The following is a 25,991-nucleotide window of genomic DNA, read 5'->3' on the forward strand; positions in this document are numbered from 1 at the left end:
GTGCCGATCCCGTGGGGCCGTGATCCGACATTACGCGGTCTTGCCAAGATCCGCGATCTGGCGAAAGGTGGCGCGGAAATGAGCACATCCAGCGATCAAGACCCCGATACCGCCTTTGACCCGTCCAGCGATGGCGCCAAGATGGGATTTGCCGACGCCATGTCCTATGGCGATTACCTGCACATTGACAGCCTGCTGGACCAGCAGCATTGCCTCAGCGGCGCGCATGACGAGTTGCTGTTCATCATCCAGCACCAGACATCTGAACTCTGGATGAAACTGGCGATCCATGAACTGGGCGCGGCGCGGGATGCCTTGCTGACGGGCGACACGCCCAAGATGTTCAAGATGCTGGCGCGGGTCAGCCGGATCTTCGAGCAGCTGAACAACCAGTGGGACGTGCTGCGCACGATGACGCCGGCCGATTATACCCGGTTCCGCGAGGCGCTGGGCCCGTCTTCGGGGTTCCAGTCCTATCAGTACCGGATGATCGAATACATCCTGGGCAACCGGAACACCCATATGATGAAGCCGCATGAACACCTTCCGCAGGTGCGTGCCGCGCTGGAGGCGGAACTGGCCCGGCCAAGCTTTTACGACGAGGTGGTCGCGCTGCTCTTTCGCACTGTCGACGGGGGCGAAGGCGCCATGCCGGCACCGCAACTCGACAGTCCCCATTCAGCACGCGACGAGATCCAGGCGCGCTGGAAGATCGTGTACGAGGATATCGACCGCTACTGGACGCTTTATGAACTGGCGGAAAAGCTGGTCGATCTCGAGGATTACTTCCGCCGTTGGCGGTTCAACCATGTCACCACGGTGGAACGGGTGATCGGGTTCAAGCGCGGCACCGGCGGCACCTCTGGCGTGGCCTACCTGCGCCGGATGCTGAGCGTCGAGCTGTTCCCGGAACTCTGGCACCTGAGAGGAGAGCTATGACCACTTTGCCGCGCAAGGACCTGTTCGACCTGCCCGAAGGGGTGATCTATCTCGACGGCAATTCGCTTGGGCCGCTGCCGAAAGGCGCGACCGAACGCGTACAGGACGTCATGAACCGCGAATGGGGGCAAGAGCTGATCCGCGCCTGGAACACGGCGAACTGGATGGAACTGCCGGCGAAAGTGGGTGACCGCATCGCAGGCCTGATCGGGGCGCCTGCCGGATCGGTGGCCACCGGCGACACGTTGTCGATCAAGGTCTACCAGGCCCTGGCCGCGGCGTTGAAGATGAACCCGGACCGACGGGTGATCCTGTCGGACGCGGGCAACTTTCCAAGCGATCTCTACATGGCGCAGGGCCTGATCGGTACGATCGACAAGGGCTATGAACTGCGCACGCCCGCGCCCGAGGACGTGGCCGAGGCGATCACCGACGACGTGGCGGTGGTCCTGCTGACCCAGGTCGACTACCGCTCTGGCCGGATGCACGACATGAAGGCGATCACGGAGCGCGCCCATGCGGTAGGTGCCGTGATGATCTGGGACCTGGCCCATAGCGCCGGGGCGGTGCCGGTGGACGTGACCGCCTGCAATGCCGAATTCGCCGTGGGCTGCAGCTACAAGTACCTCAACGGCGGGCCGGGGGCGCCGGCCTTCATCTATGCCCGCCCCGACATCGTCGAGAAGGTCGAGCCGGCGTTGTCAGGGTGGCTTGGCCACGCGGCGCCATTCGCGATGGAACCGGGCTATCGCCCGGCCATGTCCACCGAACGCTTGCGCGTTGGCACGCCGCCGATCCTGCAACTGGCGGTGCTGGACGCGGCGCTGGATGCCTGGGACGGGGTCGAGATGGGAGAGTTGCGCTCGGCCTCTGTCGCGCTTTGCGAGAGGTTCATCGCCGAGGTCGAGGCGCGCTGTCCGATGCTGAAGCTCGCCTCGCCGCGCGAGGCCGGGCAGCGCGGCAGCCAGGTGTCCTTTGCCTTCGAACATGGTTACGCGGCAATGCAGGCGCTGATCGACCGGGGCGTCATCGGCGACTTTCGCGCACCCGACATCATGCGCTTCGGCTTTACCCCGCTCTACATCGACGAAAGCGACGTGGTGGCCGCGGTCGACGTGATGGAAGATGTGCTGGGCAACGAAATCTGGCGCGATCCGAAATACCAGGTCAAGTCCCGCGTGACCTGAGACGCTCTGGCTGCGACGGTCCGCGCAAGCGGCATAAGATAGCCAGCCCCCGAAGGATCAGACGTCGCGCATCGCCCCGCCGGAGAGGTCGGTGATCTCTTGCGCGGCATCGGCCACGCGGCGTCCCAGATCGGCGATGCGTTCCCCGTCGAAGCGCGCGGTGGGACCCGAGACGGAAATCCCCGCGCAGGGCTCTCCCTGGTCGTTCAGGATGGCGGCCCCGATGCAGGACATGCCGGCGTGCCGTTCCTCGCGGTCATGCGACCAGCCCCGCGCGGCGATGTTGTGCAGGTCGACGGTCAGCCCCGACAGAGTGACATGGGTGCTGGCGGTAAAGGGCGTCAGGTCCATGTCCTCGATCAACCGCTGCTGTGCCTGTGGGCGCAACGCAGCCAGTATCGCCTTGCCGATGCCAGAGGCATGCATGGCCGTCCGTGTGCCGGGCGGAAAGAAGGCCCGGATCGGGTTGGGGGTCTCGACCTGGCCGACAAAGACCACCTCGCGCCCGTCGGGAACCGCGAGGTTGGCGGTCTCTCCGGTTTCCTGCATCAGGCGGCGCATGACGGGGCGGCCGACCTCGACCACGCTGTTGCGTTTCAGAAAGGCGGTGCCGGTGCGCCAGGCCTCTATCCCCACAGCCCATTCCTGGCGTTCCTCGTCGAAGGTCACGAAACGGTGGTTTTCCAGCGTCGTCAGGATGCGATGGGTGGTGGCGGTGGGAATGTCGATCTCGCGCGAGAGGTCGGACAGCGTCGTGCCCTCATCCCGTGCCAAGGCGGTTAGCACGCCAAGCGCGCGGTCCAGCGCCTGCAGCGTTCCGGCAGAGCTTTCCTTGAAGGCGGACTTGGGGCGGCCGCGCGGGCGTTTTGGGCTGTTCATGTGCGTGTACCTTTCGAAAAAGTTTTTCGCTGCATTTGCGAGGATGAAAAATGAAAAACGTATTGTTGTTCATTTTCATATATTTGGCTCCATCATTGCAGAAATGAAAAAGCTTTTCAAGAAAATTGAACGACTCGAGAACTTGGCGGATATTGGGTGGCAAGAAGGAGACCTCGCCATGACCGACCAGAACCCGGTTTTCATCCCCGGCCCGACCAACATGCCCGACCGCCTGCGTCGCGCGATCCAGATCCAGACCCGCGACCACCGCGCGCCGGATTTCGGCGACACCTTTGCCCCGGTGCTGGAAGACACGAAGAAGGTCTTCGGGTCGACAGAGGGCAAGATCATCACCTTTCCGGCCAGCGGCACGGGCGGCTGGGAAGCGGCGGTCACCAACACGCTGAGCCCCGGCGACAAGATCCTGGTCGGTCGCTATGGCGTCTTTTCGAACAAGTGGATCGACCTCTGCCAACGCCACGGACTTGACGTTCAGATTGTCGAAACGCCCTGGGGCGAAGGTGTTCCCGCCGGAAAATTCGCCGAGATCCTGGCCGCCGACAAGGCGCATGAGATCAAGGCCGTCCTGACCACGCACAACGAGACCGCGACAGGCGTCCGTTCGGACATTGCCGCCGTTCGCCGCGCGCTGGACGGGACCGATCATCCGGCCATGCTCTTTGTCGACTGTGTCAGCTCGCTGGCCTCGATGCCCTTCGAGTTTGAGGCCTGGGGCGTGGATATCGCTGTCAGCGGCTCGCAAAAGGGCTTCATGCTGCCGACCGGCATGGCGATCCTCTGCGTTTCGCCCAAGGCGCTGGCGGCGATCGAAAACGCCGGTCTGTCGCGCACCTTTTTCGACTTCCGCGACATGATGAAGGCCAATGCGACAGGAGGCTTCCCTTATACGCCGCCGCTGCAGTTGATCTATGGCCTGCGCGAAAGCCTGGACATGCTCTTTGAAGAAGGGCTGGAGAACGTCTATGCGCGCCATTTCCGCCTGGCCGAGGGCGTGCGCCGCGCGGTTGATGCCTGGGGCCTGAAGCTGGTCGCCAAGTCGCCGGACCTGTATTCTGACACTGTCAGCGCGGTCTATGTCCCCGAGGGGTTCGACAGCAATGCGCTGACCGATCACGCCTACCGCGCTTACAAGGTGTCCTTTGGCGTGGGCCTGGGTCAGTTGGACGGCAAGGCCTTTCGCATCGGGCACCTGGGCAGCCTGACCGATGTCATGGTCCTGTCCGGTCTTGCCACGATCGAGATGGCGATGGCTGATCTGAACTACCCGATCACCCTGGGCAGCGGTGTCGCCGCGGCACAGGAATATTATCGGAGCAGCCGCGTTGCGGCGCTGAAATCCGCAGCCTGAGGAGGCAAAGATGCTTGACGCGATGACCCTGGCCGAGGCGCTGACCATCGAGGACATGCGCGCCGCGCATGAGCGCATCCGGCCGCATATCAACCGCACGCCGGTTCTGCAGTCTCAGTACCTGAACGATCTGACCGGCGCAGAGCTGTTCTTCAAATGCGAGAACTTTCAAGAAGCCGGCGCCTTCAAGGTGCGGGGGGCCTGCAACGCGGTGTTCGGTCTCTCGGACGAGGCAGCGGAGCGCGGCGTCTGCACCCACAGTTCGGGCAACCACGCCTTGTCCCTCAGCTATGCCGCGGGTCGGCGGGGCATCCCCTGTAACGTGGTCATGCCGCGCACTGCGCCGCAGGCCAAGAAGGACGCGGTGCGCCGATATGGCGGGATCATCACCGAGTGTGAGCCTTCGACGACCTCTCGCGAACAGGTTTTTGCACAGGTGCAGGAACGGACAGGTGGCGAATTTGTCCATCCCTACAACGACCCGCGCGTGATCTGCGGGCAGGCGACCTGCTCGGCCGAGATGCTGGAGCAGGTGGACGGGTTGGACGCGGTCGTGGCCCCCATCGGCGGCGGCGGCATGATCTCTGGTACCTGTCTGACCCTGTCGAACCTGGCGCCAGAGGTGAAGATCTACGCCGCCGAGCCGGAACAGGCCGATGACGCATACCGCAGTTTCAAGGCCGGGCACATCATCGCGGATGACGCGCCGGACACCATCGCCGACGGGCTGAAGGTGCCGCTGAAGGAGAACACCTGGCATTTCGTGTCGCATTTCGTGACCGATATCCAGACCGTATCCGAGCAGGAAATCATCGACGCGATGAAGATCATCTGGAAGCATCTGCGCATCGTCATGGAACCCAGCTGCGCCGTGCCGCTGGCGGTGATCCTGAAGAACCCCGAGGTCTACGCCGGCCAGCGTGTGGGCATCGTCATCACCGGTGGCAACGTCGACCTGGACCGGTTGCCGTGGATGAAGACCTGACGCCGGGGCCCGCCGTGGACCGCATCTGGGGCGGGGAATGCCCCGCCACCCCCAAGACAACGGAGAGTTTCATGAAAGACGCGACCAACCTCGACGACTACGAAGTCGGCTTTGATATTCCCGCAGCCATCGGCATGGACGAGGGCGATATTCAGACGCCCTGCCTCGTGCTGGATCTGGACGCGCTGGAGCGCAACATCAAGAAGATGGGCGATTACGCCAAGGCCCACGGCATGCGCCACCGGGTGCACGGCAAGATGCACAAGTCCGTCGACGTGGCAAAGCTGCAAGAGCAATTGGGCGGCGCCATAGGCGTTTGCTGTCAGAAGGTCAGCGAGGCCGAGGTCTTTGCCCGTGGCGGGATCAAGGACGTGCTGGTGTCGAACCAGGTGCGCGACCCGCAAAAGATCGACCGCCTGGCCCGCCTGCCCAAGCTGGGCGCCCGCACCATTGTCTGCGTCGATGACATCGCCAACGTGGCGGAACTGTCCGAAGCCGCGCAGAAGCACGGCACCCAGATCGAATGTTTCGTGGAAATCGACTGTGGCGCCGGTCGTTGCGGCGTGACCTCGACCGCGGACGTGGTGAAGATCGCCAAGGCCATCGAAGCCGCTGGTGGGCTGAAATTCACCGGCATCCAGGCTTACCAGGGCGCGATGCAGCACCTCGACAGCTACGAGGCCCGCAAGGAAAAGCTCGATACCGCCATCGCGATGGTCAAGGACGCGGTCGAGGGCCTGAAGGCCGAGGGCATCGAATGCGAACTGGTCTCCGGCGGCGGCACCGGCTCCTACTATTTCGAGTCCAATTCGGGCGTCTACAACGAGCTTCAGTGTGGCTCCTACGCCTTCATGGACGCCGACTATGGCCGCATCCTCGACAAGGATGGCAAGCGCATAGACCAAGGCGAATGGGAGAATGCCTTTTTCATCCTGACCCAGGTCATGAGCCACGCCAAGGCGGACAAGGCGATCTGCGACGCGGGTCTGAAGGCGCAATCGGTCGACAGCGGGTTGCCGGTGATCTTTGGCCGCGACGACGTGGAATACGTCAAATGTTCGGATGAACACGGCGTGATCGCAGATCCGAAGGGCGTGTTGAACGTCGGAGACAAGCTGAAGCTGGTGCCGGGCCACTGCGATCCCACCGCCAATGTGCACGACTGGTACGTCGGCGTGCGGAACGGCAAGGTCGAGGCGCTCTGGCCGGTCTCGGCGCGCGGCCGGGCCTATTGAGGCAGCGGCCGGGCAGGGGCCCGGCACGATGCAACGACAAGAGCGCGGGGCCCAGGCCCGGCGCCTCATACCCGATCTGGAAGGACAGGAAAGATGAAGGATATGCCCGAGACACAGGGCCTTGTCATCGTGGGCGAGGCGGAATGCGAACGGCTGGTGGGCCGCAAGGACGCCTTTGATGCCGTCGAGGCCGTGTTTGGTGCAATGGCCAAGGGGGATGCCTACAACTTCCCGGTCGTGCGCGAGGCAATCGGGTATGCCGACGCCCTCTACGGTTTCAAGTCGGGGTTCGACAAGGCGGGCAAGGTGCTGGGCGTGAAATCCGGCGGCTACTGGCCCGGCAACATGGACAAGGGGCTGACCAATCACCAGTCCACGGTCTTCCTGTTCGATCCGGACACCGGACAACTGGCGGCGCTGGTGGGCGGCAACTACCTGACGGCGGTGCGCACGGCGGCCTCTTCGGCCGTGTCGATCGCGCATCTGGCGCGCAAGGATGCAAAGGTTCTGGGCATGGTGGGCGCAGGCCACCAGTCTCAGTTCCAGCTCCGCGCTGCTGCCGAACAGCGCGACTTTGAAAAGGTTGTCGCCTGGAACCCGCATCCAGAGATGCTGCCGAAACTTGGGGCCGTGGCCGAGGAACTGGGTCTGCCCTTCGAGGCGGTCACTCAAGAAGAGCTTGGGGCTCAGGCAGATGTCATCATCACGATCACCTCGGCCTTTGAACCGCTGTTGATGAAGGACTGGATCAAGCCGGGTACGCATATCGCCTGCATGGGCACCGACACCAAGGGCAAGCAGGAGGTCGATACCGCGCTGGTTGCCGCGGCCACGGTCTTTACCGATGAAGTGGCGCAGTCGATCACCATCGGCGAGGCGCAGCACGCCATCGCGGAGGGCAGGCTGACCGAGGATCGGATCACGCCCATCGGCGCGGTCATCAACGGTGATCATCCGGGCCGGTCCTCGGATGACGAGATCACCCTGTTCGATGGCACCGGCGTCGGTCTGCAGGATCTTGCCGTGGCATCTGTCGCAGCGCGCCTGGCCGATGAGGGGGGCAGCGCGCAGCGGGTCAGCCTGTAAAGGGGGGGCCTCGCGTTGAGGCGGCTGGCGGGTCCTGGATGTCTCCGGGGCCCGCTTGTCGTATTTGGGACATGCGGATGAAAGGCATCGCTGACAGTCGCATGGTCAGGTCGTTCCTGCCTGTTGGCCTGCGAGATGGACCGAGACGGGCAGGGCGGCTAACCTGCGATCCGGAGAGAGGAGCGCCCATGTACGCAGTCACCGTCCGTTTCGAGATCAAGCCCGGGGCCGAGACGGCCTTTCTGGATCTGATCAGCCAGAACGCCCATGCCTCGGTGCGGGATGAGCCCGGCTGCCGGCAGTTCGATGTCTGCATTGACCCGGATCGCCCGCAAGAGGTGTTCCTTTACGAGATTTACGACGACCGGGCGTCCTTCGAGGCGCATATGACCACCTCTCATTTCATCAGCTTCGATGCGGCAAGCGATCCGCTGGTCCTGTCCAAGTCGGTACAGACCTTCGCCAAGGTCCTGCGCTGACCGCGGTCGTGACTTGAGGGTGGCAGGCGGGTGAGGTGCCTTGGCTCACCGCGTCTCAGGTTTGATAGAAAATCGCACATCCATGAGGCGGACCGCTTGACCAACAGGGGGGCTGCGGCGGCATATCGGTTCGTCCGCACGGGCACGAAGACTGTGCCGCGGCGGCCCTTCTAGGGAGAGAGACATGACACTTGGATTTGCCATTCTGGGCGCCGGCCGCATCGGCCAGGCCCATGCCCGTGCGATCTCGGCCACGCCGGGGGCCACGTTCGTCGCGCTGGCCGAACCGTTTCAGCAGGCCGCCGATGACATGGCGGCGCGCTATGGCTGCGACCTGCGAACCATCGACGAGATCGCCAGCAGCGACGACGTGCAGGCGGTGGCCATTTGTACGCCCACCGACACCCATGCCGACCTGATCGAGAAATTCGCCCGCGCGGGCAAGGCGATCTTCTGCGAAAAGCCGGTGGACCTGTCGGCAGAGCGTGTGAAACAGGCGCTGGCCACGGTCGAGGAAACAGGTGCCAAGCTGATGGTCGGGTTCAACCGCCGGTTTGATCCGGATTTCCTGTCGGTCAAGGCGGCGATCGAAAATGGCACCATCGGCGTTGTCGAGATGGTGGTCATCACCTCGCGCGACCCCGGCCCGCCGCCGGCCTCCTACATCAAGGTTTCGGGCGGCATCTTCCGTGACATGACGATCCATGATTTCGACATGGCGCGCTGGCTGCTGGGAGAAGAACCGGTGACGGTCATGGCGCAGGGCTCGGTCCTGGTCGATCCCGAGATCGGCGAACTAGGCGACTACGACAGCGTCAACGTGATCCTGAAGACCGTCAGTGGCAAGCAGTGCGTGATCACCAACTCGCGTCGCGCAACCTACGGTTACGATCAGCGAATCGAGGTTCACGGGTCCGATGGCATGGCCGCCGCGGCGAACCGGCACGAAAGCACTGTCGAGGTGGCGGGAGCTGGCGGTTTCGGTCGGCCGCCGCTGCTCAACTTCTTCATGGATCGCTACGCAGCTGCCTATGCCAACGAGATCGCCGCCTTCGTCGCGGCGGTCAACGAGGGAACGGCCCTGCCCACGACCGGCGAGGACGGGCTGAAAGCCCTGCAACTGGCGGATGCGGCACTGGAATCGGCCCAGTCCGGCAAGGCCGTGACCTTGACGTGATTCTGCTTGCGCGTCCGGAAATCCCGGGCGCGCCACCGCCGTGCACATCTGCGAAACCGGTCATAATTCCTCTCCAAATCCCGGATCTCACGCAGGTGTGAGCGCTCTCAGTGCGGCAGAATTTGTTTCCTAGTGGATTATTCTGGACAATTCACGTCGAAGCTGCTCCCTTGTAGGGGCGGCATTCAAGGCTGTGGACACAAGGCTTTGGACGTCGTAAACCGACCGCACGGGCGGGAAATGTGTTGCGATATAATGCACCGCGTGCAAAATTGTGCACAGCCTTGGCGAGAGCCGGGTACATTCTGAAGGGGAGGTCAGGATGAAGACGCGCAGAGCGGCCCTTGGGGCGATTTTCGGAGCACTCGTTGCGGCCACGTCGGCGACGCCCTTGGCGGCCCAGGACGTGACCCTGGTCCTGCACCAGTTCCTGCCGGCTCAGGCCAACGTGCCCAAGCTGATCCTGGATGTCTGGGCCGACAAGGTCGAGGCGGACTCGAACGGCCGGATCGAGATCGAACGCTATCCCGCCATGCAGCTGGGCGGCACCCCGCCCGAACTGATCGACCAGGCCATCGACGGCGTGGCCGACATTGTCTGGGCGGTGAACGGGTTTACCCCCGGACGGTTTCCGCACACCGAGGTCTTTGAACTGCCTTTCATGACCTATGACGCCGAAGCGACATCCTACGCCTACTGGAAGATGTTCGAAGAACACATGGCGGACACGGATTTCGCGCAGGTCAAGATCCTGGGCACATGGGTGCACGGCCCGGGCATGTTGCACACATCGGACCCGGTGGACGAACCCGCCGACCTTGAAGGGATGAAGATCCGCGGCGGCTCGCGCATGGTCAACCAGTTGCTGGAACTGCTGGGAGCAGAGCCGATCGGTCTGCCGGTGACGGCCATCCCCGAAGCCCTGTCCAAGGGCGTGATCAACGGCACCACCATCCCTTGGGAGGTGACCGCGGCACTGAAGGTCTCGGAGCTGGTGGACAACCACACTGAATTCGACGGCCCGGCGATCTATAACCTGACCTTCGTGCTGGCCATGAACCAAGAGCGCTATGACAGCCTGCCCGCGGACCTGAAAAAGGTCATAGACGACAATTCGGGGCTGGAATTCTCGGTGTTTGCGGGTGGGACGATGGCCGCCGCCGACGGTCCGGCGCGTCAGATCGCTGTGGACAGGGGCAACAATATCATCACCATCAGTGCAGAGGACGCCGCCCGCTGGGAGGAGCTTGCGCGCCCTGTCTACGATGCGTGGATCGCCGACGTGGCGGACAAGGGCATCGACGGGCGGGCGCTGATCGACCAGGCAAAGGCGCTCATGCAGGAATACGCAAAGTAAACCGCTTCCCAAAAGGAAAGCGGAGGTCATCAGGGAGGTAAGACATGACCACACGCAGAACCGTTCTTGGCATTGCCGGGGCCGCATTGGCCGCGATGATGACCACCACTTCGGCCATGGCACAGGAGGTCACGCTGACGCTGCACCAGTTCCTGCCGGCGCAGGCCAATGTGCCGAAGCAGGTGCTGGACGTCTGGGCAGACAAGGTCGAGGCGGATTCGAACGGCCGCATCCAGATCGAGCGTTATCCCTCGATGCAGTTGGGCGGCACCCCGCCGGAACTCATGGACCAGGCCATCGACGGCATTGCCGATATCGTCTGGACCGTGGTCGGCTACACGCCCGGCCGCTATCCCTCGACCGAGGTCTTTGAACTGCCCTTCATGGTATCGGATGCCCGCGCGGCCTCCTACGCCTACTGGAAGATGTTCGAAGAGCACATGGAAGACGGCGAATTTGCCGATCTCAAGATCCTGGGCACCTGGGTGCACGGTCCAGGCATGTTCCACACCAACGAGCCGGTGCGCGTGCCGTCCGATCTTGAAGGCATGAAGATCCGCGGCGGGTCGCGGCTGGTGAACGACCTGCTGACCCGTGTCGGCGCAGAGCCGATCGGCATGCCGGTTCCGGCGGTCTCCGAGGCGCTGTCCAAGGGTGTCCTCGACGGCACCACGATCCCCTGGGAAGTGACGTCGGCCCTCAAGGTGCCGGAACTGGTCACCAACCACACCGAGTTCGACGGTCCCGCTCTCTACAACCTGACCTTTGTCCTGGCCATGAACAAGGACATCTACGAGAGCATGCCCGAAGACCTGCAGAAGGTGATCGACGACAACTCCGGCCTCGCCTTCTCGATCTTCGCAGGTGGTACACAGGCGGATGCCGACGGCCCTGCGCGCCAGATCGCCGTGGATCTTGGCAACAACATCATCACCGTGACCGAGGAAGAAGCCAAGAAGTGGGACGCCCTGGTGAACCCGATCTACGAGACCTGGGTCGCCGACATGCAGGAAAAGGGCATCGACGGCCAGGCGCTGATCGACCAGGCCCGCGCCCTGATGGCGGAATACACGTCCGATATGGACACTTGGGGCAAGTAAGCCTTTGAAACCCTGGGCCGCGGAAAAATCTGCGGCCCTTCGCGACACAAAGGGGGGACGTCAGCGATGGCCGGTTTGCACCGCATCGTGGTGGGAATTGCGCGCTTCATGGCGCTCTTGGGCGGGGTTGTCCTGACCACGCTGATCCTGATCACCTGCATTTCGATCGTCGGGCGCGCCGTGAATTCCGGGCTGCACTCCGATATTGTCATGGGGATTGCCCCGGGCCTCGCCGAGTGGCTGGTCAATGACGTCGGCGTCGGGGCCATTCGGGGTTCTTACGAGCTGGTCGAGGCAGGCATGGCCTTTTGCATCTTCGCCTTCCTGCCCTTCTGCCAGGTGACGATGGGGCACGCCTCTGTCGATGTCTTCACCAACATGATGTCACGCGGTGTGAACCGCGTCTTGGATTTCCTGATTGCGGTGCTGTTCGCCGTCGCGCTGGTGACGATCGCGCTCCAGCTCTACGAGGGGATGCTGCGCAAGATGCCGAACGGGTTTGGCGCTGCCCAGACCTCGCTGCTGCTCGAGTTCCCGATCTGGTGGGCCTATGCGGCCAGTCTGTTCGGGGCAGTCCTTGCGGCCATAACCTCCGTCTATGTCGCCATCGTGCGGCTGTATGAACTTGTGACCGGGCGCGTGATCGTGCCGAATGCCGTGGGAGCGGATCATTGAGCAACCTCGAGATCGGGATCTATTCCTTTCCGGCCCTGCTGCTGCTGATATTCCTGCGCGTGCCGATCGGGCTGGCCATGTTCGGCACCGGTTTTGCCGGGTTCTGGCTGGTCATGGGCAGCACGCGGCTGCCGTTGGCTCAGCTCAAGGACCTCTCCTATTCGACCTTCTCCAGCTACTCGCTGTCGATCGTGCCGATGTTCCTGCTGATGGGATACTTCGCGACCCTCGGCGGGATGAGCCAGTCGCTGTTCAAGGCCGCGGAAAGCTGGCTGGGTCACCGCCGCGGCGGCGTGGCGATGGCGGCCATCGGGGCCTGCGCGGGTTTCGGCGCGATCTGCGGGTCTTCGCTGGCCACCGCCGCCACCATGAGCCGTGTGGCCTTGCCGGAACTGAAACGCTACGGCTACCAGGGCGGTTTCTCGACCGCGACACTGGCGGCGGGCGGTACTCTGGGCATCCTGATCCCGCCCTCCGTGGTGCTGGTGATCTATGCCATCCTGACGGAACAGAACATCGCCAAGCTATTCCTCGCAGCCTTCATTCCTGGTGTGCTGGCGGCCATCGGCTACATGATCGCGGTGTCGATCTATGTTCGGGTGAACCCCGAGGCCGCCGGCGTCCGAGAGCCCGTTCCATACGCTGACCGCATTCGCGCGATCCTGGATGTCTGGCCCGTGTTGCTGGTCTTCATCGCCGTTGTCGGTGGTATCTACGGTGGTATCTTCACCCCGACAGAGGGCGCGGCTGTGGGCGCACTGGGCACGGGTGTCATCGCGCTTTTCAACGGCGGGCTGACCTGGCGGACCCTGCTGGACAGCTTTACCGATACGGCCCGGTCCTCGGCCATGATCTTCTTCATCGTCTTCGGCGCGGCCTTCTACAACCTGTTCCTGGCGCGCACGCGGGTGCCGCAGGAACTGTCGAACTGGGTGGTCGAACTGGGCATGTCGCCGATCGCCGTGCTGGCGATCATCCTCGTCATCTACCTGCTGCTGGGCTGTTTCATGGACAGCCTGTCGATGATCCTGCTGACGATCCCGATCTTCTTTCCGGTGATCATGGCCCTCGATTTCGGCATGAGCCCGGAACACGCGGCAATCTGGTTCGGTATCCTGGTGCTGATCGTGGTCGAGGTCGGGCTGATCACTCCACCTGTGGGCATGAACCTCTTTGTCATCAATGCGATGGACCCGGAAACGCCGATGGTCGAGACCTACAAGGCGGTGCTCTACTACGTCGTCTCCGACCTGATCCGCGTCGTCATTCTCGTGGCGTTCCCGGCGATCACACTGTTCCTCATACCGGGCTAGGGCATTGCCCCGGTCGCGGCCCTGCCGGGCCGTGGCCCCCGGTCGGAATTTCCAACCCAACACAACCCGTCATGCGGGAGGAGTAAGCTATGCACATCAAGGATCATGTTGCGGTCGTGTCCGGCGGCGCCAGCGGATTGGGGGCAGCAACGGCGCGGCGGCTGGCCAGCGAGGGCGCACGGGTCGGCATCCTCGATTTCGATGCCGAGCGCGGCGCAGCGGTCGCTGCCGAGATCGGCGGCCACGCCGTCAAGACGGACGTGGGCGACGAGGCCTCGGTCGAGTCGGCGATGGGTGAGATCGTGGACAAGCTGGGTGCCCCCCGCATCGCCGTCAACTGTGCGGGTATCGGACCGGCCGCGCGGATTGTCGGGCGCGAGGGCAAGCTCTCGACCGATCTGTTCGAACGGACGATCCGGGTGAACCTGATGGGCACCTATTTCGTCATGTCCTATGCCGCGCGCGAGATGATGGCGCTGGACCCGCTGGACACGGGCGAACGCGGCGTGATCATCAACACCGCGTCCATCGCCTACCAGGACGGCCAGTTCGGACAGGCAGCCTATTCGGCCTCCAAGGGGGCGATTGCCGCCATGTGCCTCCCCGCCGCGCGCGAGATGGCGAAACAGGGTGTACGCGTCATGGCGATCGCACCGGGGTTGTTCAACACGCCGATGATGGAGAGCCTGCCCGAGGACGTGACAGCGGGCATCGTCGCCAACATTCCCTTCCCGCACCGTCTGGGCGATCCGGCGGAATACGCCCAGATGGTCACCCAGATCGTCGCGAACCCTTATCTCAACGGTACCACCATCCGTCTCGATGCGGCGGTGCGTATGCCGCAACGCTGAGGAGATCGAGATGAGCAAGTACCGCGCCCATTCCGTCACCCGCGAGGACCGGGCCGACGGCACCATCATCCTGCGCTCCGGCTATCAGATGACCGAGCCTGCCAAAAAGACTGGCGACTGGCTCGATCACTGGGCCAGCAAGACGCCCGAGGCGGTTTTTCTCGCGGAACGCGATGGCGAGGGCTGGCGCGAGGTGACCTACGCCGAGGCGCGCGTCGCTGTCCGCCGGATCGCATCCAACCTTCTGGCGCGGGGCATGAACGCCGATACGCCCATCCTGATCATCTCTGGCAACGGTGTGGAACACGCGCTCCTGTCGCTGGCCGCGCAATACGTGGGTGTTCCCACGGTGCCGCTGGCGGAGCAATACGCCTTGATCCCCGGCGCCTGGCCACAACTTGAACACTGCGCGCACCTGGTCAAACCGACGATGGTCTTTGCCGACGATGGCAAGAAGTTCGCCACGGCCCTGGCGCATGAGCTTTTCGACGGCATGGAACGTGTCGTGGCGCGCAACCCGCAGGCGGGTGAAACCGAACTGACGAATCTTTTGCGCGACGGTGACGGCCTGGCAGTGGCTGCGGCAGCGGCGGAGGTCGGGCCCGACACGGTGGCCAAGTACCTGATGACCTCCGGCTCTACCTCGCACCCGAAGGCGGTGATCACCACGCAGCGCATGATGTGTGCCAACCAGGCCCAGCTTGCCGACGCCTTGCCCTTTTTGCGCGAACGCCCACCCCGTATCGTCGACTGGCTGCCGTGGAACCATGTCTTTGGCGGGTCGCACAACTTCAACATGATGCTGGCCAACGGCGGCACGCTGTATATCGACGGCGGAAAACCGATCCCGGCCAAGATCGCCGAAACGATCGAGAACAACCGGATGAAGAATGGCACGCTGGCCTTCAATGTGCCGGTGGGCTTTTCGATGATCCGCAACGCGATGAAATCGGACCCGGAACTGCGCGAGAGCTATTTCAAGGATCTCGACATGCTGTTTTACGCCGGGGCCTCGCTGCCGCAGGATGTCTGGGACGATCTCGAGGACATGGCGCGCGAGGTGCGCGGCGAGGTGCCGCTGATGAACTCCTCCTGGGGGTTGACCGAGACCGGGCCCGCTTGCCTGATCCAGCATGAACCGACGCATATGTCGGGCATCATCGGGGTGCCGATGACCGGGGTCGAGGTCAAGCTGATCCCGGACGAGGACATGCGCTGCGAAATTCGCGTGCGTGGCCCCAACATCATGCCCGGATACCTGCACGATCCGGAAAAGACCGCCGAGGCCTTCGACGAAGAGGGCTTCTTCCGGACCGGGGACGCGGTGAAATTCGTCGACGACACGGACCTGAACAAGGGGATGCGGTTTGATGGCCGGATTTCCGAGGACTTCAAGCTGTTGACCGGAACCTGGGTTCGGGCGGCGACGTTGCGGCTGGAACTTCTGCAGGAATACGGCAGCCTGGCGCAGGACATGGTGATCTGCGGCGCGGACAAATCGCAGGTGGGACTGATGATCTTTCCTTCGGCAGAGGCGATTGCCCTTGCCGGGGAGGGGGGCAACCATGATGGGGCCCTGATGAGCGATGCCCTGCGCAAGGCCTTGGCCGAGAAACTGGCGCTGCGCACCGACCATGGATCTGCGGCCCGGGTCAACCGTGTGATGGTCCTGGCGGAACCGCCCTCGCTGGGTGATGGAGAGATCACTGCCAAGGGCAACCTGAACTACCGCAAGGTCCTGGCGCGCCGGGCATCCTTGCTGGACCGGCTTTACAGCGACGAGGACCCGGCGGTGGTCTGCCTGTAGGAAAACGCCCGGATGATGGGATGTGGGCCGGGATTGCACTGCACACCCGGCCCTAGTTTGATCTGGAACAAGGTGAACCCGGGCGGAGGCGCTAGGGTTGGGAATCGAATCTTCTGCCGCGAACAAAAAGTGATGCCATGCAAAGCGACCGCCTGATCGGCCATGCCCCGCGCGCCCGTGCCTTCGGAGAGAAATTCTACGAGACCGGGGGCACCTGCATCGGCTGCAAGGAATGCACCGGCCTGTGTCACGCGCTGATCGAGGCGCTTGTCGTTCCCGACAGTGTTCTGGGTCGCGGCGACTGATCCCCGTCCTGTCCCGTTCGTGACGTTGCGTCCCACCGCATCAATGCGCTTCTTTCCCGCGCATCCGAATTGAGCTATGCACTATAGTTCACAATACTGATCGCGCAATCGGAAGGACCAGAGGTGTCGGATCGGGTGGCCCTGGAAACGGAACCGGCGGAAAATGGCACGGTCGCGGACCTCTTGACCCGTGTCGGCCAACGCGTGCGCCAGGCACGCGAACAACGGAATATATCGCGCCGGGTTCTGTCGGAGTCTTCCGGCGTATCGCCGCGTTACCTGGCCCAGCTTGAAAGCGGGGCGGGCAACATCTCGATCGGTCTGTTGTGCAAGGTGGCCGATGCGCTGGACCTGCGGATCGAATGGCTTGTGGGCGAAGACGACCCCTGGACCTCGGAGGCGTTGCACATGGCCGAAATGTACCGCCAGGCAGAGGGACCGGTTCAGGCGCAGGTGCGCGAACTACTGATGGAGGCCGCACCCGGCGGGCGCCGGTCGCAGCGGATCTGCCTTGTCGGCCTGCGCGGCGCGGGCAAGTCGACGCTGGGGCGGTTGGCGGGCGCGGCGCTCGACGTGCCCTTTGTAGAACTGAACCGAGAGATCGCCGAGGTCGGCGGGATGCCGGTGGGCGAAATCATGGCGCTTTACGGACAAGAGGGCTATCGCAAGCTGGAGGCGGATGCGCTGGACCGCGTGATTGCAACCCATGACCAGGTGATCCTGGCCGTGGGTGGCGGCATCGTGGCGGAACCGGGCACCTACAACCGCCTTCTGGCGCATTTCCACACCATATGGCTCAAGGCAGCGCCCGAGGAACACATGGCCCGGGTGCGCGCCCAGGGCGACGAACGTCCGATGGCGGGTCAGCCCGAGGCGATGGCGCAGCTCAAGTCCATCCTCCAGGCGCGAGAGGCGCTTTACGAACGTGCCCACGCGCTGCTCGACACCTCGGGCGCGACGCTGGAAGAGACGCTGGAACGCCTGCTGGCCCTTATTGCGCAGGAGCGTTTCCTTGGCTGAAGGCACCTTGGCGGAACGGTTGCGGATGCCCTTTCGGGACGCGGCGGAGGCCGTGTTCCTGCATGGTTCTACCCCTTGGGAAGTGGACGAGGCGATGGAGGGTTTCGGCTTTGTGGCCGGTCCCTTCGAGATCGAGGACCGGATCGGGCTGGACCTGGCCTGGGAGCGGCGCAAGGCCGGGAAGGCGCCCGAGGGCCTGCCGATCCTGGTGCGGATGATGGAACTGGGCAAGCTCGGGCGCAAGACCGGGGCAGGGTGGTATCGTTACCCCGGCGGCAACGGCAAGGTGGACGATCCCATCGTCGCGGACCTGGCGTTGGAGGAGGCGCATTTTCATCGGCTGGAGCGGGGGGATTACACTCCGGAAGAGATCCGCGAACGGCTGTTGGTGGCTCTTGTCGCGGCGGCCCGTGAATTGCAGGCTGCGGGGGTTGCAGCCCGTGACATCGACGCGGTTTCGATCGAGGCGCTGGGGTTCCCGTCTGACAAGGGTGGTGTGTTGTCCTGGGCGGCCAGGGATCCCGCGGGTCTGGCCGCGATGACAAGGGCCGTTCAGGACGAGGGCAAGGTGCCCTTGAGGCCGACCATGGGGCAAGGCCGCTAGTTCAGGTCTTCCAGCAGGCGGCCGTGACGGCGCGTCTCGGCGATGACCTCTCCGAATGTGTCTAGCCCCCGCGCATTGAGCATGGGCAGCATCCGCACCAGCACTTCTGCCGTGGCGCGTGCATCGCCCAGGGCCGTGTGGCGCTGCGGTTCGGGGATGGTGACGCCCAACCGCTCACACAGCGCGTCCAGCGTATGCGTTTCCGAGGCGCCGAACAGCACCGCCGACAGCAGCACCGTGTCGAGGACCGGGTGATCCCAGACCACGCCCATGCGTGACTTGTGACGTTGCAGAAAGGCCATGTCGAATGGTGCGTTATGCGCCACGATCACGGAATCCCGGGCAAAACTGTGGAACATCCGACCGGCGCGCGCGATGTTGGGCTGGCCCGCCACCATCGCATCCGTCACCTTGTGCACCTTGGTCGAGACGTGCGGGATCGGGCGTCCCGGATCGACCAACTGGTCGATCTGTTCGCCTTCGACGATCCGGCCGTTGACCACGCGCACCGCGCCGATCTGTACGATCTCGTCCTTGTGCGGCAACAGCCCGGTGGTTTCCGTGTCAAAGACAGTGAAGGTCAAAGCGGACAGTGGTGTTTCGTCCAGTTTGGCGCCGCCGCGCCCCTGCATCAGGTCGAAATCATAAACCAGCGGGCGCGCGGCCTCGGGAGAAATCTCGATATGGGCGGCGTCGATGATCATCATGTATCCGCCGCCCTCGGTCGGTTTCATCCGGGCCTCGTAGGTTTGCTGGCCGTCCAGCCCTTTCAGCGTGCGGTCGATTTCCTTGCCGCATTTCATCAGCGCGCTGCGGGCGGCGCGCAGACTGGCGGGGTCGAAATAGTCGGCCAGCGGTGCATTCAGGCGCGGCAGGGCCTGCTGGGCCAGCACTTCGGCCGCCTGTCCGTCATACAGCACGATCTGATCGTCAGCGTTGACCAGCAGGGTGGCCACCGGGATTTCGGTCAAGAGCGCGGTCAGCCGGGCCTTCTCTGCAGACAGGCGCTCGGTCTCGGCGGCGATACGCTCTGCGGTGCTGACCGTGCTGTCCGACAGGGCGGCGGTGATCGCGCTGGCCGCCGGGGCAAGGTCGCCCAGGTAGCGCGCGGCATCCGTGTCCACCTGCAGGTCGGCCCCGGCATGGGCACGGGCACGCAGTTGCCCCGAGAGGCGCTCGATCGGCTTGGCGACATTTTCGTCGAACAGCAGCCAGACGCCGGTGGTCAGCGCCACCAGCCCGAAACTGGCCAGGATTCCGGCAAAGACAAAGCCGTTCGCAGGCGTGCTCGTCAGGGCGCGGGAATGCCCCGCGTATAGCGCGCCCAGCGTCAGGACGGTGCCGCCGAGGGCCAACAGGCAGAAGAAGAGGAAGATACGCAGGCGCAGGCTGAGCTTGCTCATGGGATCAGACCTCTGCGCAGACGGTCTTGACGATGGGATCCTCGGGGCCGACGTCGCGCCACAGCGGCTCTGACCCGTCCCCCAGCACCGGGTCGGCGCGCCTATGCGTCCGGCAATCCACCATGACCTGCACGATTTGGTTGGTCCGCCAACGCCCGTAGAAATAAAGGTTCACCAGGTAAAGGCCGTCCTGCTCTGTGTTCCTGAGCGGGTTGGCGGTATCGGCGGCGACGAAACGGTCGGTCAGCGGATAGAGATAGGTCCAGGGCCGCCAGAACGCGCGGCTTTCGACCTTTTGCGCCACGCTCAACTCGTCGCTCAGGTTGTTCACCGTGCGCCCGTACCAGCTGTATTCGCTGGCGATGGCAGCGATCAGCATGGCGCTGCCTGCACCCAGCGGCACCAACCAGCGCGGCAGTCGACGCCCCGAGAGCCAGTTCAGCAGCATGATGATGCCGGCGCCGAAGAACCCCGCGACAAAGACGGCGATCAGTTCCAGAAACATAGTCTCTCCTCCTCCCCCGTGCTCTCTTCGGAGCGCGGGCCGCTGTTACGACAGCATCCCCTTGCCGTGGCCCACCGCCGATTGCAGCGATTTGACCACGACAAAGGCGTCGCGCAAATGGCTACGTTCGAAATCCGACAGATCGGCGGGGGCCAGATAGTTGTCCGGCGCGTTGCCGGATTTGATCTGGCGGGCCTGCTGTTCCAGCCGGGTTTCGGCGATCAGGTCATAGGCGTCCAGCAGATCCTGCCCGCCGGACTGGCTGAGCACACCGGCGGGAATGGCCGCTTCGAGCCTCGCGCGCGTGTTCACCGGGGTCAACCTACCCTGTAGCGCGTAGACGCGGCCCAGATCGACCACCGGCACCACGCCGTTGTGTTTCATGTCCAGCTGGTTCTTGTGCTCGCCCGAGCGGATCGTGGCGAACCCGCGCAACAGGCCCAGGGGCGGTGTATGTTTCAGCGAGTTCGAGATCATGTGCGCCACGAAGATCGAATTCTTGGACGCCCTTGCAAGCGTTGTTTCCTGCAGGTCCTCGAACAGTGCCGCGGTGCCGCCAATGGCGCGCAGGTCGAACATGACACTGGCCAGCATCTGCGCCTCGGGCGAGGGTTTGGCGATCCAGTTGTCGAAATACTGGCGCCAGACGCGGAGGGGCTGCCGCCAGCGCGCGTTGGTGGCCATCATGTCCCCGGGGCAATAGACGTAGCCGCAGGTGTTCAACCCGTCGCAGACGAAATTGGCCAGCGCCTCGAAATAGGGCATCTGGTCATCGGTTACATCGTCGGAAAGGATCAGCACGTTGTCCTGGTCGGACACGCCGGTCTGTTCCTGCCGTCCCTGGCTGCCGCAGGCGGCCCAGAGATAAGGCACGGGAGGATTGCCAAGCTGATCCTCGGCCAGCGCCAGGAGGCGGCGAGTGGCGGTGTCGGCGATGTCGGTGATCAAGCGCGTGACAACCTCATGACGGTTGCCGGCGGCGACAAGCTGGACCAGCAGTTGCGGAATGCGGGCCGTGATACGGGCCATGTCCTGCGCGTCTCTCGCGCGGGCGATCTCCGAGACCAGTTCCGCAGAGGTCATCGCCTGAAATCGGGTCAGGTCGGTCTGCGTGACGATCCCCACCAGTTCACCGTTTTCGGTCACGGGGACATGGCCGATGCGGCGTTCCATCATCATGTGCAGCACGTCAGAGCCGATGGCCGAAGGCGGCAGGCTGACGGGATCGGCGCTCATGATCTCGGACAGGGGGGTGTCATAGGGCAGGGCGCCACCCACGACCTTGCCCGAGAGGTCGCGGATCGTGGCGATGCCGCGCAGTTGCTTGCCCTCGGTGATGCAGACCGAGGAGATATGACGGGAATGCATCAGCTGCGCCGCGTGCTGCACAGGGGTGTCCGGCGGGCAGGTCAGCGGCGCCGGGGCCATCAATGTCTCGACCCGGCTGGTGGCCAGGTCGGCGCGCCGGGGTTTCGGGGCGCGCTGGCGATCAAAGAACTTGCGCGCGGCGGGCTGGGTTTCCAGCAGTTCCTGGAACCGGTCCGCAGGCAGGACCAGCAGCAGCGTGTCCTCGCGCGTGCTGGCGCTGGTGGCCGCCAGCCCGTCCCGCATCAGCCCGCGTTCCCCAAAGGAGTTGCGGGGTCCCAGCAGAGAGATCTGCACCCCGTTCTGATCGCGAACCTCCACCGCGCCCTTGTGGATCAGGTAGAGGCCATCCAGCTTCTCGCCCAGAGTGTAGATCGTCTCTCCGGCTGCCATCGACTGGGGGCGAAAGGCGGGCAGCAGTTCTTCCAGTACCTGTGCGTCCAGCGCGTCATAGGGGTGAACTGCAGAAAGAAAGCGAAGCAGGTCGGCGTGGTCGATGGGCATCAGGCGTCCTTGCTGGCAGGATGGGAAGAAACGGCGTAGCGGGTCAAGACCAGGCCGGACGGGAACCGGCGCACCCGGATCTGATCGAGTCGGATGTCGGCTTTCAGGTCCATCTCGCCAAAGAGCTTGCGGCCCCGGCCGATCAGGACGGGGACCAGGGTGATGTCCATGTCCGTGATCAGCCCTTCGCGCAGGAAGGACCGGATGACGGCGCCGCCGTCGACATAGGCGCGCCGCCAGCCTTCCGCGTCCAGCCTGTGCATCAGGGCTGTGGGGGTCTCACGGCTGAGCGTGACGCGCCTGCGCAGGGCCTCGGGAATGTCGTCCGGGGTCAGGCTGTGGCTGAGGACGATGACCGGCTTAGCATAGGGCCAATCGCCGCCGAACCCCAGCACCGTGCGAAAGGTTCCGCTGCCCATGACCAGCCCGTCAACCGAGTCCATGAAGGCGTCGAACCCGTGGTTCTCGTCCGGGGCATGATAGGGCGTCAGCCAGTCCAGGCTGTCGTCCTCGCGGGCGATATAGCCGTCGAGGCTCATGGCGATGAAGACATGCCCGGTGGTCATTGGTCGAGTCCTCCGATCAAGAGGCGGCGCCGCGTTTCGCAACGCATACCGCCGGACGCGGGGGAAGGACATGGGGCGGGCGGTCTCAGGGGGGATTTCCCGTCTGTCGTGCGGCACCCCACGGGCTTGTTCCGCGGCGGCGCGCCGGGTCCGGCGTTCAGACCGGTGTGTCGAGCACAATCGGCAAATGAAAGGTCCCGCCCGGCATGACACCGGACGGGACGAATGCGCAAGGGAGGGGCTGCCGTTTCGACAGCCCGCCCCATATCAGTGACCGTCCACGGCAGCCCCGGCACCGCGCGGCACGCGGACCGATTCCACCAGGTCTTCGATTTCTTGCGGGATCGGCTGGGTCATCTTCGACACGGTGAAGGCCACCGCGAAGTTGATCAGCGCACCGACGGCCCCGAAGGAGGTCGACTTGATGGTGCCCAGCAGCGGGTCCGCATCCGTGAAGGAATTGGTGTCCGGGATGAAGAACCAGCCCTTGTGCAGGAAGATGTAGATCAGCGTGACCACGAGGCCGGAGACCATGCCCGCAACCGCACCCTTGTTGTTCACCTTGGTAAAGATGCCCATCATCAGTGCCGGGAAGATCGAGGCGGCGGCGAGGCCGAAGGCCAGTGCCACGGTTTGCGCCGCGAAACCCGGAGGGTTGAGGCCCAGGTAGGTGGCGACCGCGATGGCAACCGCCATGGCGACACGCGCCGACAAAAGCTCACCCTTTTCCGAGATGGAGGGGTTGATCGAGCCCTTGATCAGGTCGTGCGACACCGCCGAGGAGATCGCCAGCAACAGGCCGGCCGCGGTGGAGAGTGCAGCCGCAAGACCGCCGGCGGCGACCAGGCCGATGACCCATGCGGGCAGGTTGGCGATTTCCGGGTTGGCCAGGACAAGGATGTCACGGTTGAACTTGGTCAGCTCGTTTTCCGCGCCCCAGCCGGCTGCTTCCATCTTGGCCACGGTGTCCGCGTCCTGATCGTTGAAGTAGGCGATCTTGCCGTCACCGTTCTTGTCTTCCCAGCCCAGCAGGCCGGTCTTTTCCCAGGTGGCCATCCAGTTGTACCGCTCGTCGCCTTCGATCATTTCGACCGAGACCGGATCGCCGGACGTGCCGCCGGGCCACATCATCTCGGTGATGTTCAGGCGGGCCATCGCACCCACGGCGGGGGCCGTCAGGTACAGCAGGGCGATGAAGACCAGCGTCCAGCCGGCCGACCAGCGGGCGTCGGACACCTTGGGCACGGTGAAGAAGCGCATGATGACGTGGGGCAGACCCGCGGTACCGATCATCAGCGACAGGGTGAAGAGCACCATGTTGAAGGTGTCGGCGTGATGCGCGGTGTATTCGGCAAACCCGAGCTCGGCCACGATCGCGTCCAGCTTTGCCAGCAGCGGTTCACCCGAGGCGGTATGCTCACCAAAGAGACCCAGCGCCGGGATCGGCGTTCCGGTCAGTTGCAGCGAGATGAAGATGGCCGGAATGGTGTAGGCCATGATCAGAACGCAGTACTGGGCGACCTGGGTGTAGGTCACGCCCTTCATGCCGCCGAAAACGGCGTAGGCAAAGACCACACAGGCACCGATCAGCAGGCCGGCGGTGTTGGAGACCTCGAGAAAGCGGCCGAAGGCCACGCCGACGCCCGTCATCTGGCCGATGACGTAGGTGGTCGAGGCCACGATCAGGCAGATCACCGCCACGACGCGCGCGGTCGGGCTGTAGAACCGGTCGCCGATGAATTCGGACACCGTGTATTTGCCGAACTTGCGCAGGTAGGGCGCCAGAAGCAACGCCAGCAGCACGTAACCACCGGTCCAGCCCATCAGGAAGGACGAGTTGTCATAGCCGGTAAAGGCGATGAGGCCCGCCATCGAGATGAACGAGGCCGCCGACATCCAGTCGGCTGCTGTGGCCATACCGTTGGTGACCGGGTGGACGCCGCGACCGGCGGCGTAGAATTCAGATGTGGAGCCCGCGCGGGCCCAGATCGCGATGCCGATGTAAAGCGCGAAACTCGCGCCCACGAACAGCAGGTTGATGGTAAACTGGTCCATGACGTTACTCCTCGACGCCAAATTCTTTGTCGAGCTTGTTCATCCGGATCGCGTAGAAAAAGATCAGGGCCAAAAAGACCAGGATCGATCCCTGCTGCGCAAACCAGAAGCCAAGGTCGGTGCCGCCGACGCTGATGCCCGACAGGGCAGGGCGCAGCAGGATGCCAAAGCCGAATGACACCAGCGCCCAGACGATGAGGCTGATGACAATGATGCGCACGTTCGCGGCCCAGTAAGCCGCGTCGGACTTCTGGGTCGCCTCTGCGCCGTGATTTGTTTGATCCGCCATGATGCGGGTCCTCCTCTTTCCTCCATGAACCCGCCGCGCTGGGGCCGCGGCGGGCGGTTCCTTTGGCCGCCGCCTCAGGCGGTGGCCGTCTTCACGATCGCGGCGAGTTTCCCCGCGATGTCCTCGATCTCGCCCATCGCATCGATTCCGATCAGCGCATGCTGCGCGGCGTAGTAGTCGATCAGCGGTGCGGTCTGGGCGTGGTAGGCCTCGAGCCGTGCAGCGACGGTCTCGGCGTTGTCGTCGGCCCGGCGCTTGAACTCGGTGCCTCCGCATTTGTCGCAGGTCCCGGCCTCGGCGGGCTGCTTGAAGCTGTCGTGATAGCCCTCGCCGCAGGCACCGCAGGTGTAGCGGCCCGAAATCCGGGTCACCATCGCCGCATCGTCCACCTCCAGGCTGACGGCGGCGTTGATCTTCTGCCCGCTCTCGGCCAGCAGGCTGTCCAGGGCCTCGGCCTGCACCGTGGTGCGGGGAAAGCCGTCGAGGATCACGCCCTTGGCGCAGTCGGGTTCCGCAAGCCGGTCGCGCAGGATCGCGATGACGATGTCATCGCTGACCAGCTCGCCGGCCTCCATGACCGCCTTGGCGCGCAGCCCGGCCTCGGTGCCCGCAGCCACCGCGGCCCGCAGCAGGTCTCCGGTCGATAGCTGCACGAGGCCGAATTTCTCTTCCAGCATGCGCGCCTGGGTGCCCTTGCCGGCCCCCGGGGGGCCAAGCAGGATCAGCACGGGCGCAGTGGCGGGTGTGTTTGCTCCGTCCATCATCGGATCAGCCCTTGTTCATTCTGTTTTGGATGAGGTCGTCGACGACGGAAGGGTCGGCGAGTGTGGATGTGTCGCCGAGGGCGCCGTAGTCGTTCTCGGCGATCTTGCGCAGGATGCGGCGCATGATCTTGCCGGAGCGGGTCTTGGGCAGGCCCGGGGCCCACTGGATGAG

The 25,991-nt window shown here is 64.1% G+C and carries 25 protein-coding genes; 17 read left to right on the forward strand and 8 right to left on the reverse strand.

The annotated features are described in order from the left end of the window. The first annotated feature begins 78 nt into the window (after positions 1 to 78). Complete coding sequence (locus RBB42_RS23380) at positions 79 to 939, forward strand: tryptophan 2,3-dioxygenase (protein ID WP_305971873.1); 861 nt, start codon at positions 79 to 81, stop codon at positions 937 to 939. Beyond that, positions 936 to 2,126, forward strand: a complete 1,191-nt coding sequence (kynU, locus tag RBB42_RS23385) for a kynureninase (protein ID WP_305971874.1) — start codon at positions 936 to 938, stop codon at positions 2,124 to 2,126. The genes RBB42_RS23380 and kynU overlap by 4 nt, the downstream gene beginning before the upstream one ends. Positions 2,127 to 2,183: 57 nt before the next feature. Here kynU and bhcR read toward each other — a convergent pair whose 3' ends face one another. Then, positions 2,184 to 3,005 carry an HTH-type transcriptional regulator BhcR gene (bhcR, locus tag RBB42_RS23390; protein ID WP_305971875.1) on the reverse strand — a complete coding sequence of 274 codons (822 nt, stop codon included), beginning with the start codon at positions 3,003 to 3,005 and terminating at the stop codon, positions 2,184 to 2,186. A gap of 178 nt (positions 3,006 to 3,183) precedes the next feature. Between bhcR and bhcA the strand changes: the two genes are divergently transcribed. From bhcA to RBB42_RS23465, 15 genes are all read left to right on the forward strand, one after another. Continuing rightward, complete coding sequence (gene bhcA / locus RBB42_RS23395) at positions 3,184 to 4,374, forward strand: L-aspartate--glyoxylate aminotransferase BhcA (RefSeq protein WP_305971876.1); 1,191 nt, start codon at positions 3,184 to 3,186, stop codon at positions 4,372 to 4,374. A 10-nt stretch (positions 4,375 to 4,384) separates the two neighbouring features. Continuing rightward, positions 4,385 to 5,359, forward strand: a complete 975-nt coding sequence (gene bhcB / locus RBB42_RS23400) for a beta-hydroxyaspartate dehydratase BhcB (RefSeq protein ID WP_305971877.1) — start codon at positions 4,385 to 4,387, stop codon at positions 5,357 to 5,359. Between the two features lie 71 nt (positions 5,360 to 5,430). Further along, positions 5,431 to 6,594, forward strand: a complete 1,164-nt coding sequence (gene bhcC / locus RBB42_RS23405; RefSeq protein ID WP_305971878.1) for a 3-hydroxy-D-aspartate aldolase BhcC — start codon at positions 5,431 to 5,433, stop codon at positions 6,592 to 6,594. Between the two features lie 93 nt (positions 6,595 to 6,687). Then, positions 6,688 to 7,680: an iminosuccinate reductase BhcD gene (gene bhcD / locus RBB42_RS23410; RefSeq protein ID WP_305971879.1), complete on the forward strand. Its 993-nt coding sequence runs from the start codon at positions 6,688 to 6,690 to the stop codon at positions 7,678 to 7,680. Positions 7,681 to 7,868: 188 nt separating this feature from the next. Beyond that, positions 7,869 to 8,159: a putative quinol monooxygenase gene (locus RBB42_RS23415; protein WP_305971880.1), complete on the forward strand. Its 291-nt coding sequence runs from the start codon at positions 7,869 to 7,871 to the stop codon at positions 8,157 to 8,159. A 184-nt stretch (positions 8,160 to 8,343) separates the two neighbouring features. Beyond that, on the forward strand, positions 8,344 to 9,336 hold the full coding sequence (gene iolG / locus RBB42_RS23420) for an inositol 2-dehydrogenase (protein ID WP_305971881.1): 993 nt from the start codon (positions 8,344 to 8,346) through the stop codon (positions 9,334 to 9,336). Positions 9,337 to 9,658: 322 nt separating this feature from the next. Beyond that, positions 9,659 to 10,693 (forward strand): TRAP transporter substrate-binding protein, encoded by a 1,035-nt coding sequence (locus tag RBB42_RS23425; RefSeq protein ID WP_305971882.1) that lies wholly within the window; start codon positions 9,659 to 9,661, stop codon positions 10,691 to 10,693. A gap of 44 nt (positions 10,694 to 10,737) precedes the next feature. Continuing rightward, positions 10,738 to 11,793: a TRAP transporter substrate-binding protein gene (locus tag RBB42_RS23430; RefSeq protein ID WP_306043844.1), complete on the forward strand. Its 1,056-nt coding sequence runs from the start codon at positions 10,738 to 10,740 to the stop codon at positions 11,791 to 11,793. Between the two features lie 66 nt (positions 11,794 to 11,859). Continuing rightward, the gene (locus RBB42_RS23435; RefSeq protein WP_305971884.1) at positions 11,860 to 12,468 is read left to right on the forward strand and encodes a TRAP transporter small permease; all 609 of its coding nucleotides are present in this window, start codon (positions 11,860 to 11,862) and stop codon (positions 12,466 to 12,468) included. Further along, a complete protein-coding gene (locus tag RBB42_RS23440; protein ID WP_305971885.1) occupies positions 12,465 to 13,781 on the forward strand; it encodes a TRAP transporter large permease in 1,317 nt (438 codons plus the stop codon). The genes RBB42_RS23435 and RBB42_RS23440 overlap by 4 nt, the downstream gene beginning before the upstream one ends. Before the next feature lie 89 nt (positions 13,782 to 13,870). After that, positions 13,871 to 14,632, forward strand: a complete 762-nt coding sequence (locus RBB42_RS23445) for an SDR family NAD(P)-dependent oxidoreductase (RefSeq protein ID WP_305971886.1) — start codon at positions 13,871 to 13,873, stop codon at positions 14,630 to 14,632. 10 nt (positions 14,633 to 14,642) lie between these two features. Beyond that, positions 14,643 to 16,439, forward strand: coding sequence for a feruloyl-CoA synthase (locus RBB42_RS23450; RefSeq protein WP_305971887.1), 1,797 nt, complete (start codon positions 14,643 to 14,645; stop codon positions 16,437 to 16,439). 137 nt (positions 16,440 to 16,576) lie between these two features. Then, positions 16,577 to 16,744: a hypothetical protein gene (locus tag RBB42_RS23455; RefSeq protein ID WP_168246594.1), complete on the forward strand. Its 168-nt coding sequence runs from the start codon at positions 16,577 to 16,579 to the stop codon at positions 16,742 to 16,744. Between the two features lie 123 nt (positions 16,745 to 16,867). Then, positions 16,868 to 17,764 carry a helix-turn-helix transcriptional regulator gene (locus tag RBB42_RS23460; protein WP_305971888.1) on the forward strand — a complete coding sequence of 299 codons (897 nt, stop codon included), beginning with the start codon at positions 16,868 to 16,870 and terminating at the stop codon, positions 17,762 to 17,764. Next, a complete protein-coding gene (locus tag RBB42_RS23465; protein ID WP_305971889.1) occupies positions 17,757 to 18,368 on the forward strand; it encodes a 3-hydroxyacyl-CoA dehydrogenase family protein in 612 nt (203 codons plus the stop codon). The genes RBB42_RS23460 and RBB42_RS23465 overlap by 8 nt, the downstream gene beginning before the upstream one ends. On the opposite strand, the gene RBB42_RS23470 is transcribed toward RBB42_RS23465, so the two are convergent. From RBB42_RS23470 to RBB42_RS23500, 7 genes are all read right to left on the reverse strand, one after another. After that, positions 18,365 to 19,771 (reverse strand): 3'-5' exonuclease, encoded by a 1,407-nt coding sequence (locus RBB42_RS23470; protein WP_305971890.1) that lies wholly within the window; start codon positions 19,769 to 19,771, stop codon positions 18,365 to 18,367. The two genes, RBB42_RS23465 and RBB42_RS23470, sit on opposite strands and share 4 nt — an antisense overlap. A 4-nt stretch (positions 19,772 to 19,775) precedes the next feature. Further along, a complete protein-coding gene (locus RBB42_RS23475; protein ID WP_305971891.1) occupies positions 19,776 to 20,276 on the reverse strand; it encodes a hypothetical protein in 501 nt (166 codons plus the stop codon). 45 nt (positions 20,277 to 20,321) lie between these two features. Continuing rightward, positions 20,322 to 22,145, reverse strand: coding sequence for a DUF294 nucleotidyltransferase-like domain-containing protein (locus RBB42_RS23480; RefSeq protein WP_305971892.1), 1,824 nt, complete (start codon positions 22,143 to 22,145; stop codon positions 20,322 to 20,324). After that, positions 22,145 to 22,711, reverse strand: a complete 567-nt coding sequence (locus tag RBB42_RS23485; RefSeq protein WP_305971893.1) for a dihydrofolate reductase family protein — start codon at positions 22,709 to 22,711, stop codon at positions 22,145 to 22,147. The genes RBB42_RS23480 and RBB42_RS23485 overlap by 1 nt, the downstream gene beginning before the upstream one ends. A 267-nt stretch (positions 22,712 to 22,978) precedes the next feature. Further along, a complete protein-coding gene (locus RBB42_RS23490; RefSeq protein ID WP_305971894.1) occupies positions 22,979 to 24,766 on the reverse strand; it encodes a sodium:solute symporter family protein in 1,788 nt (595 codons plus the stop codon). A gap of 4 nt (positions 24,767 to 24,770) precedes the next feature. After that, on the reverse strand, positions 24,771 to 25,055 hold the full coding sequence (locus tag RBB42_RS23495) for a DUF4212 domain-containing protein (protein ID WP_305971895.1): 285 nt from the start codon (positions 25,053 to 25,055) through the stop codon (positions 24,771 to 24,773). Between the two features lie 74 nt (positions 25,056 to 25,129). Next, the gene (locus tag RBB42_RS23500) at positions 25,130 to 25,816 is read right to left on the reverse strand and encodes an adenylate kinase (RefSeq protein ID WP_305971897.1); all 687 of its coding nucleotides are present in this window, start codon (positions 25,814 to 25,816) and stop codon (positions 25,130 to 25,132) included. Between the last annotated feature and the right edge of the window lie 175 nt (positions 25,817 to 25,991).

The organism is Mameliella sp. MMSF_3455, assembly GCF_030733205.1.
Lineage (GTDB): Bacteria > Pseudomonadota > Alphaproteobacteria > Rhodobacterales > Rhodobacteraceae > Antarctobacter.

Coding starts and splice junctions, on each gene's coding strand:
- kynU (WP_305971874.1), top strand. CDS start 936: ATGACCACTTTGCCGCGCAAGGACCTGTTCGACCTGCCCGAAGGGGTG.
- RBB42_RS23485 (WP_305971893.1), bottom strand. CDS start 22,711: ATGACCACCGGGCATGTCTTCATCGCCATGAGCCTCGACGGCTATATC.
- RBB42_RS23500 (WP_305971897.1), bottom strand. CDS start 25,816: ATGGACGGAGCAAACACACCCGCCACTGCGCCCGTGCTGATCCTGCTT.
- RBB42_RS23455 (WP_168246594.1), top strand. CDS start 16,577: ATGCAAAGCGACCGCCTGATCGGCCATGCCCCGCGCGCCCGTGCCTTC.
- RBB42_RS23480 (WP_305971892.1), bottom strand. CDS start 22,145: ATGCCCATCGACCACGCCGACCTGCTTCGCTTTCTTTCTGCAGTTCAC.
- RBB42_RS23380 (WP_305971873.1), top strand. CDS start 79: ATGAGCACATCCAGCGATCAAGACCCCGATACCGCCTTTGACCCGTCC.
- RBB42_RS23450 (WP_305971887.1), top strand. CDS start 14,643: ATGAGCAAGTACCGCGCCCATTCCGTCACCCGCGAGGACCGGGCCGAC.
- RBB42_RS23470 (WP_305971890.1), bottom strand. CDS start 19,771: ATGAGCAAGCTCAGCCTGCGCCTGCGTATCTTCCTCTTCTTCTGCCTG.
- iolG (WP_305971881.1), top strand. CDS start 8,344: ATGACACTTGGATTTGCCATTCTGGGCGCCGGCCGCATCGGCCAGGCC.
- RBB42_RS23495 (WP_305971895.1), bottom strand. CDS start 25,055: ATGGCGGATCAAACAAATCACGGCGCAGAGGCGACCCAGAAGTCCGAC.
- bhcA (WP_305971876.1), top strand. CDS start 3,184: ATGACCGACCAGAACCCGGTTTTCATCCCCGGCCCGACCAACATGCCC.
- bhcD (WP_305971879.1), top strand. CDS start 6,688: ATGAAGGATATGCCCGAGACACAGGGCCTTGTCATCGTGGGCGAGGCG.
- RBB42_RS23425 (WP_305971882.1), top strand. CDS start 9,659: ATGAAGACGCGCAGAGCGGCCCTTGGGGCGATTTTCGGAGCACTCGTT.
- bhcC (WP_305971878.1), top strand. CDS start 5,431: ATGAAAGACGCGACCAACCTCGACGACTACGAAGTCGGCTTTGATATT.
- bhcB (WP_305971877.1), top strand. CDS start 4,385: ATGCTTGACGCGATGACCCTGGCCGAGGCGCTGACCATCGAGGACATG.
- RBB42_RS23475 (WP_305971891.1), bottom strand. CDS start 20,276: ATGTTTCTGGAACTGATCGCCGTCTTTGTCGCGGGGTTCTTCGGCGCC.
- RBB42_RS23415 (WP_305971880.1), top strand. CDS start 7,869: ATGTACGCAGTCACCGTCCGTTTCGAGATCAAGCCCGGGGCCGAGACG.
- RBB42_RS23435 (WP_305971884.1), top strand. CDS start 11,860: ATGGCCGGTTTGCACCGCATCGTGGTGGGAATTGCGCGCTTCATGGCG.
- RBB42_RS23430 (WP_306043844.1), top strand. CDS start 10,738: ATGACCACACGCAGAACCGTTCTTGGCATTGCCGGGGCCGCATTGGCC.
- bhcR (WP_305971875.1), bottom strand. CDS start 3,005: ATGAACAGCCCAAAACGCCCGCGCGGCCGCCCCAAGTCCGCCTTCAAG.
- RBB42_RS23490 (WP_305971894.1), bottom strand. CDS start 24,766: ATGGACCAGTTTACCATCAACCTGCTGTTCGTGGGCGCGAGTTTCGCG.
- RBB42_RS23445 (WP_305971886.1), top strand. CDS start 13,871: ATGCACATCAAGGATCATGTTGCGGTCGTGTCCGGCGGCGCCAGCGGA.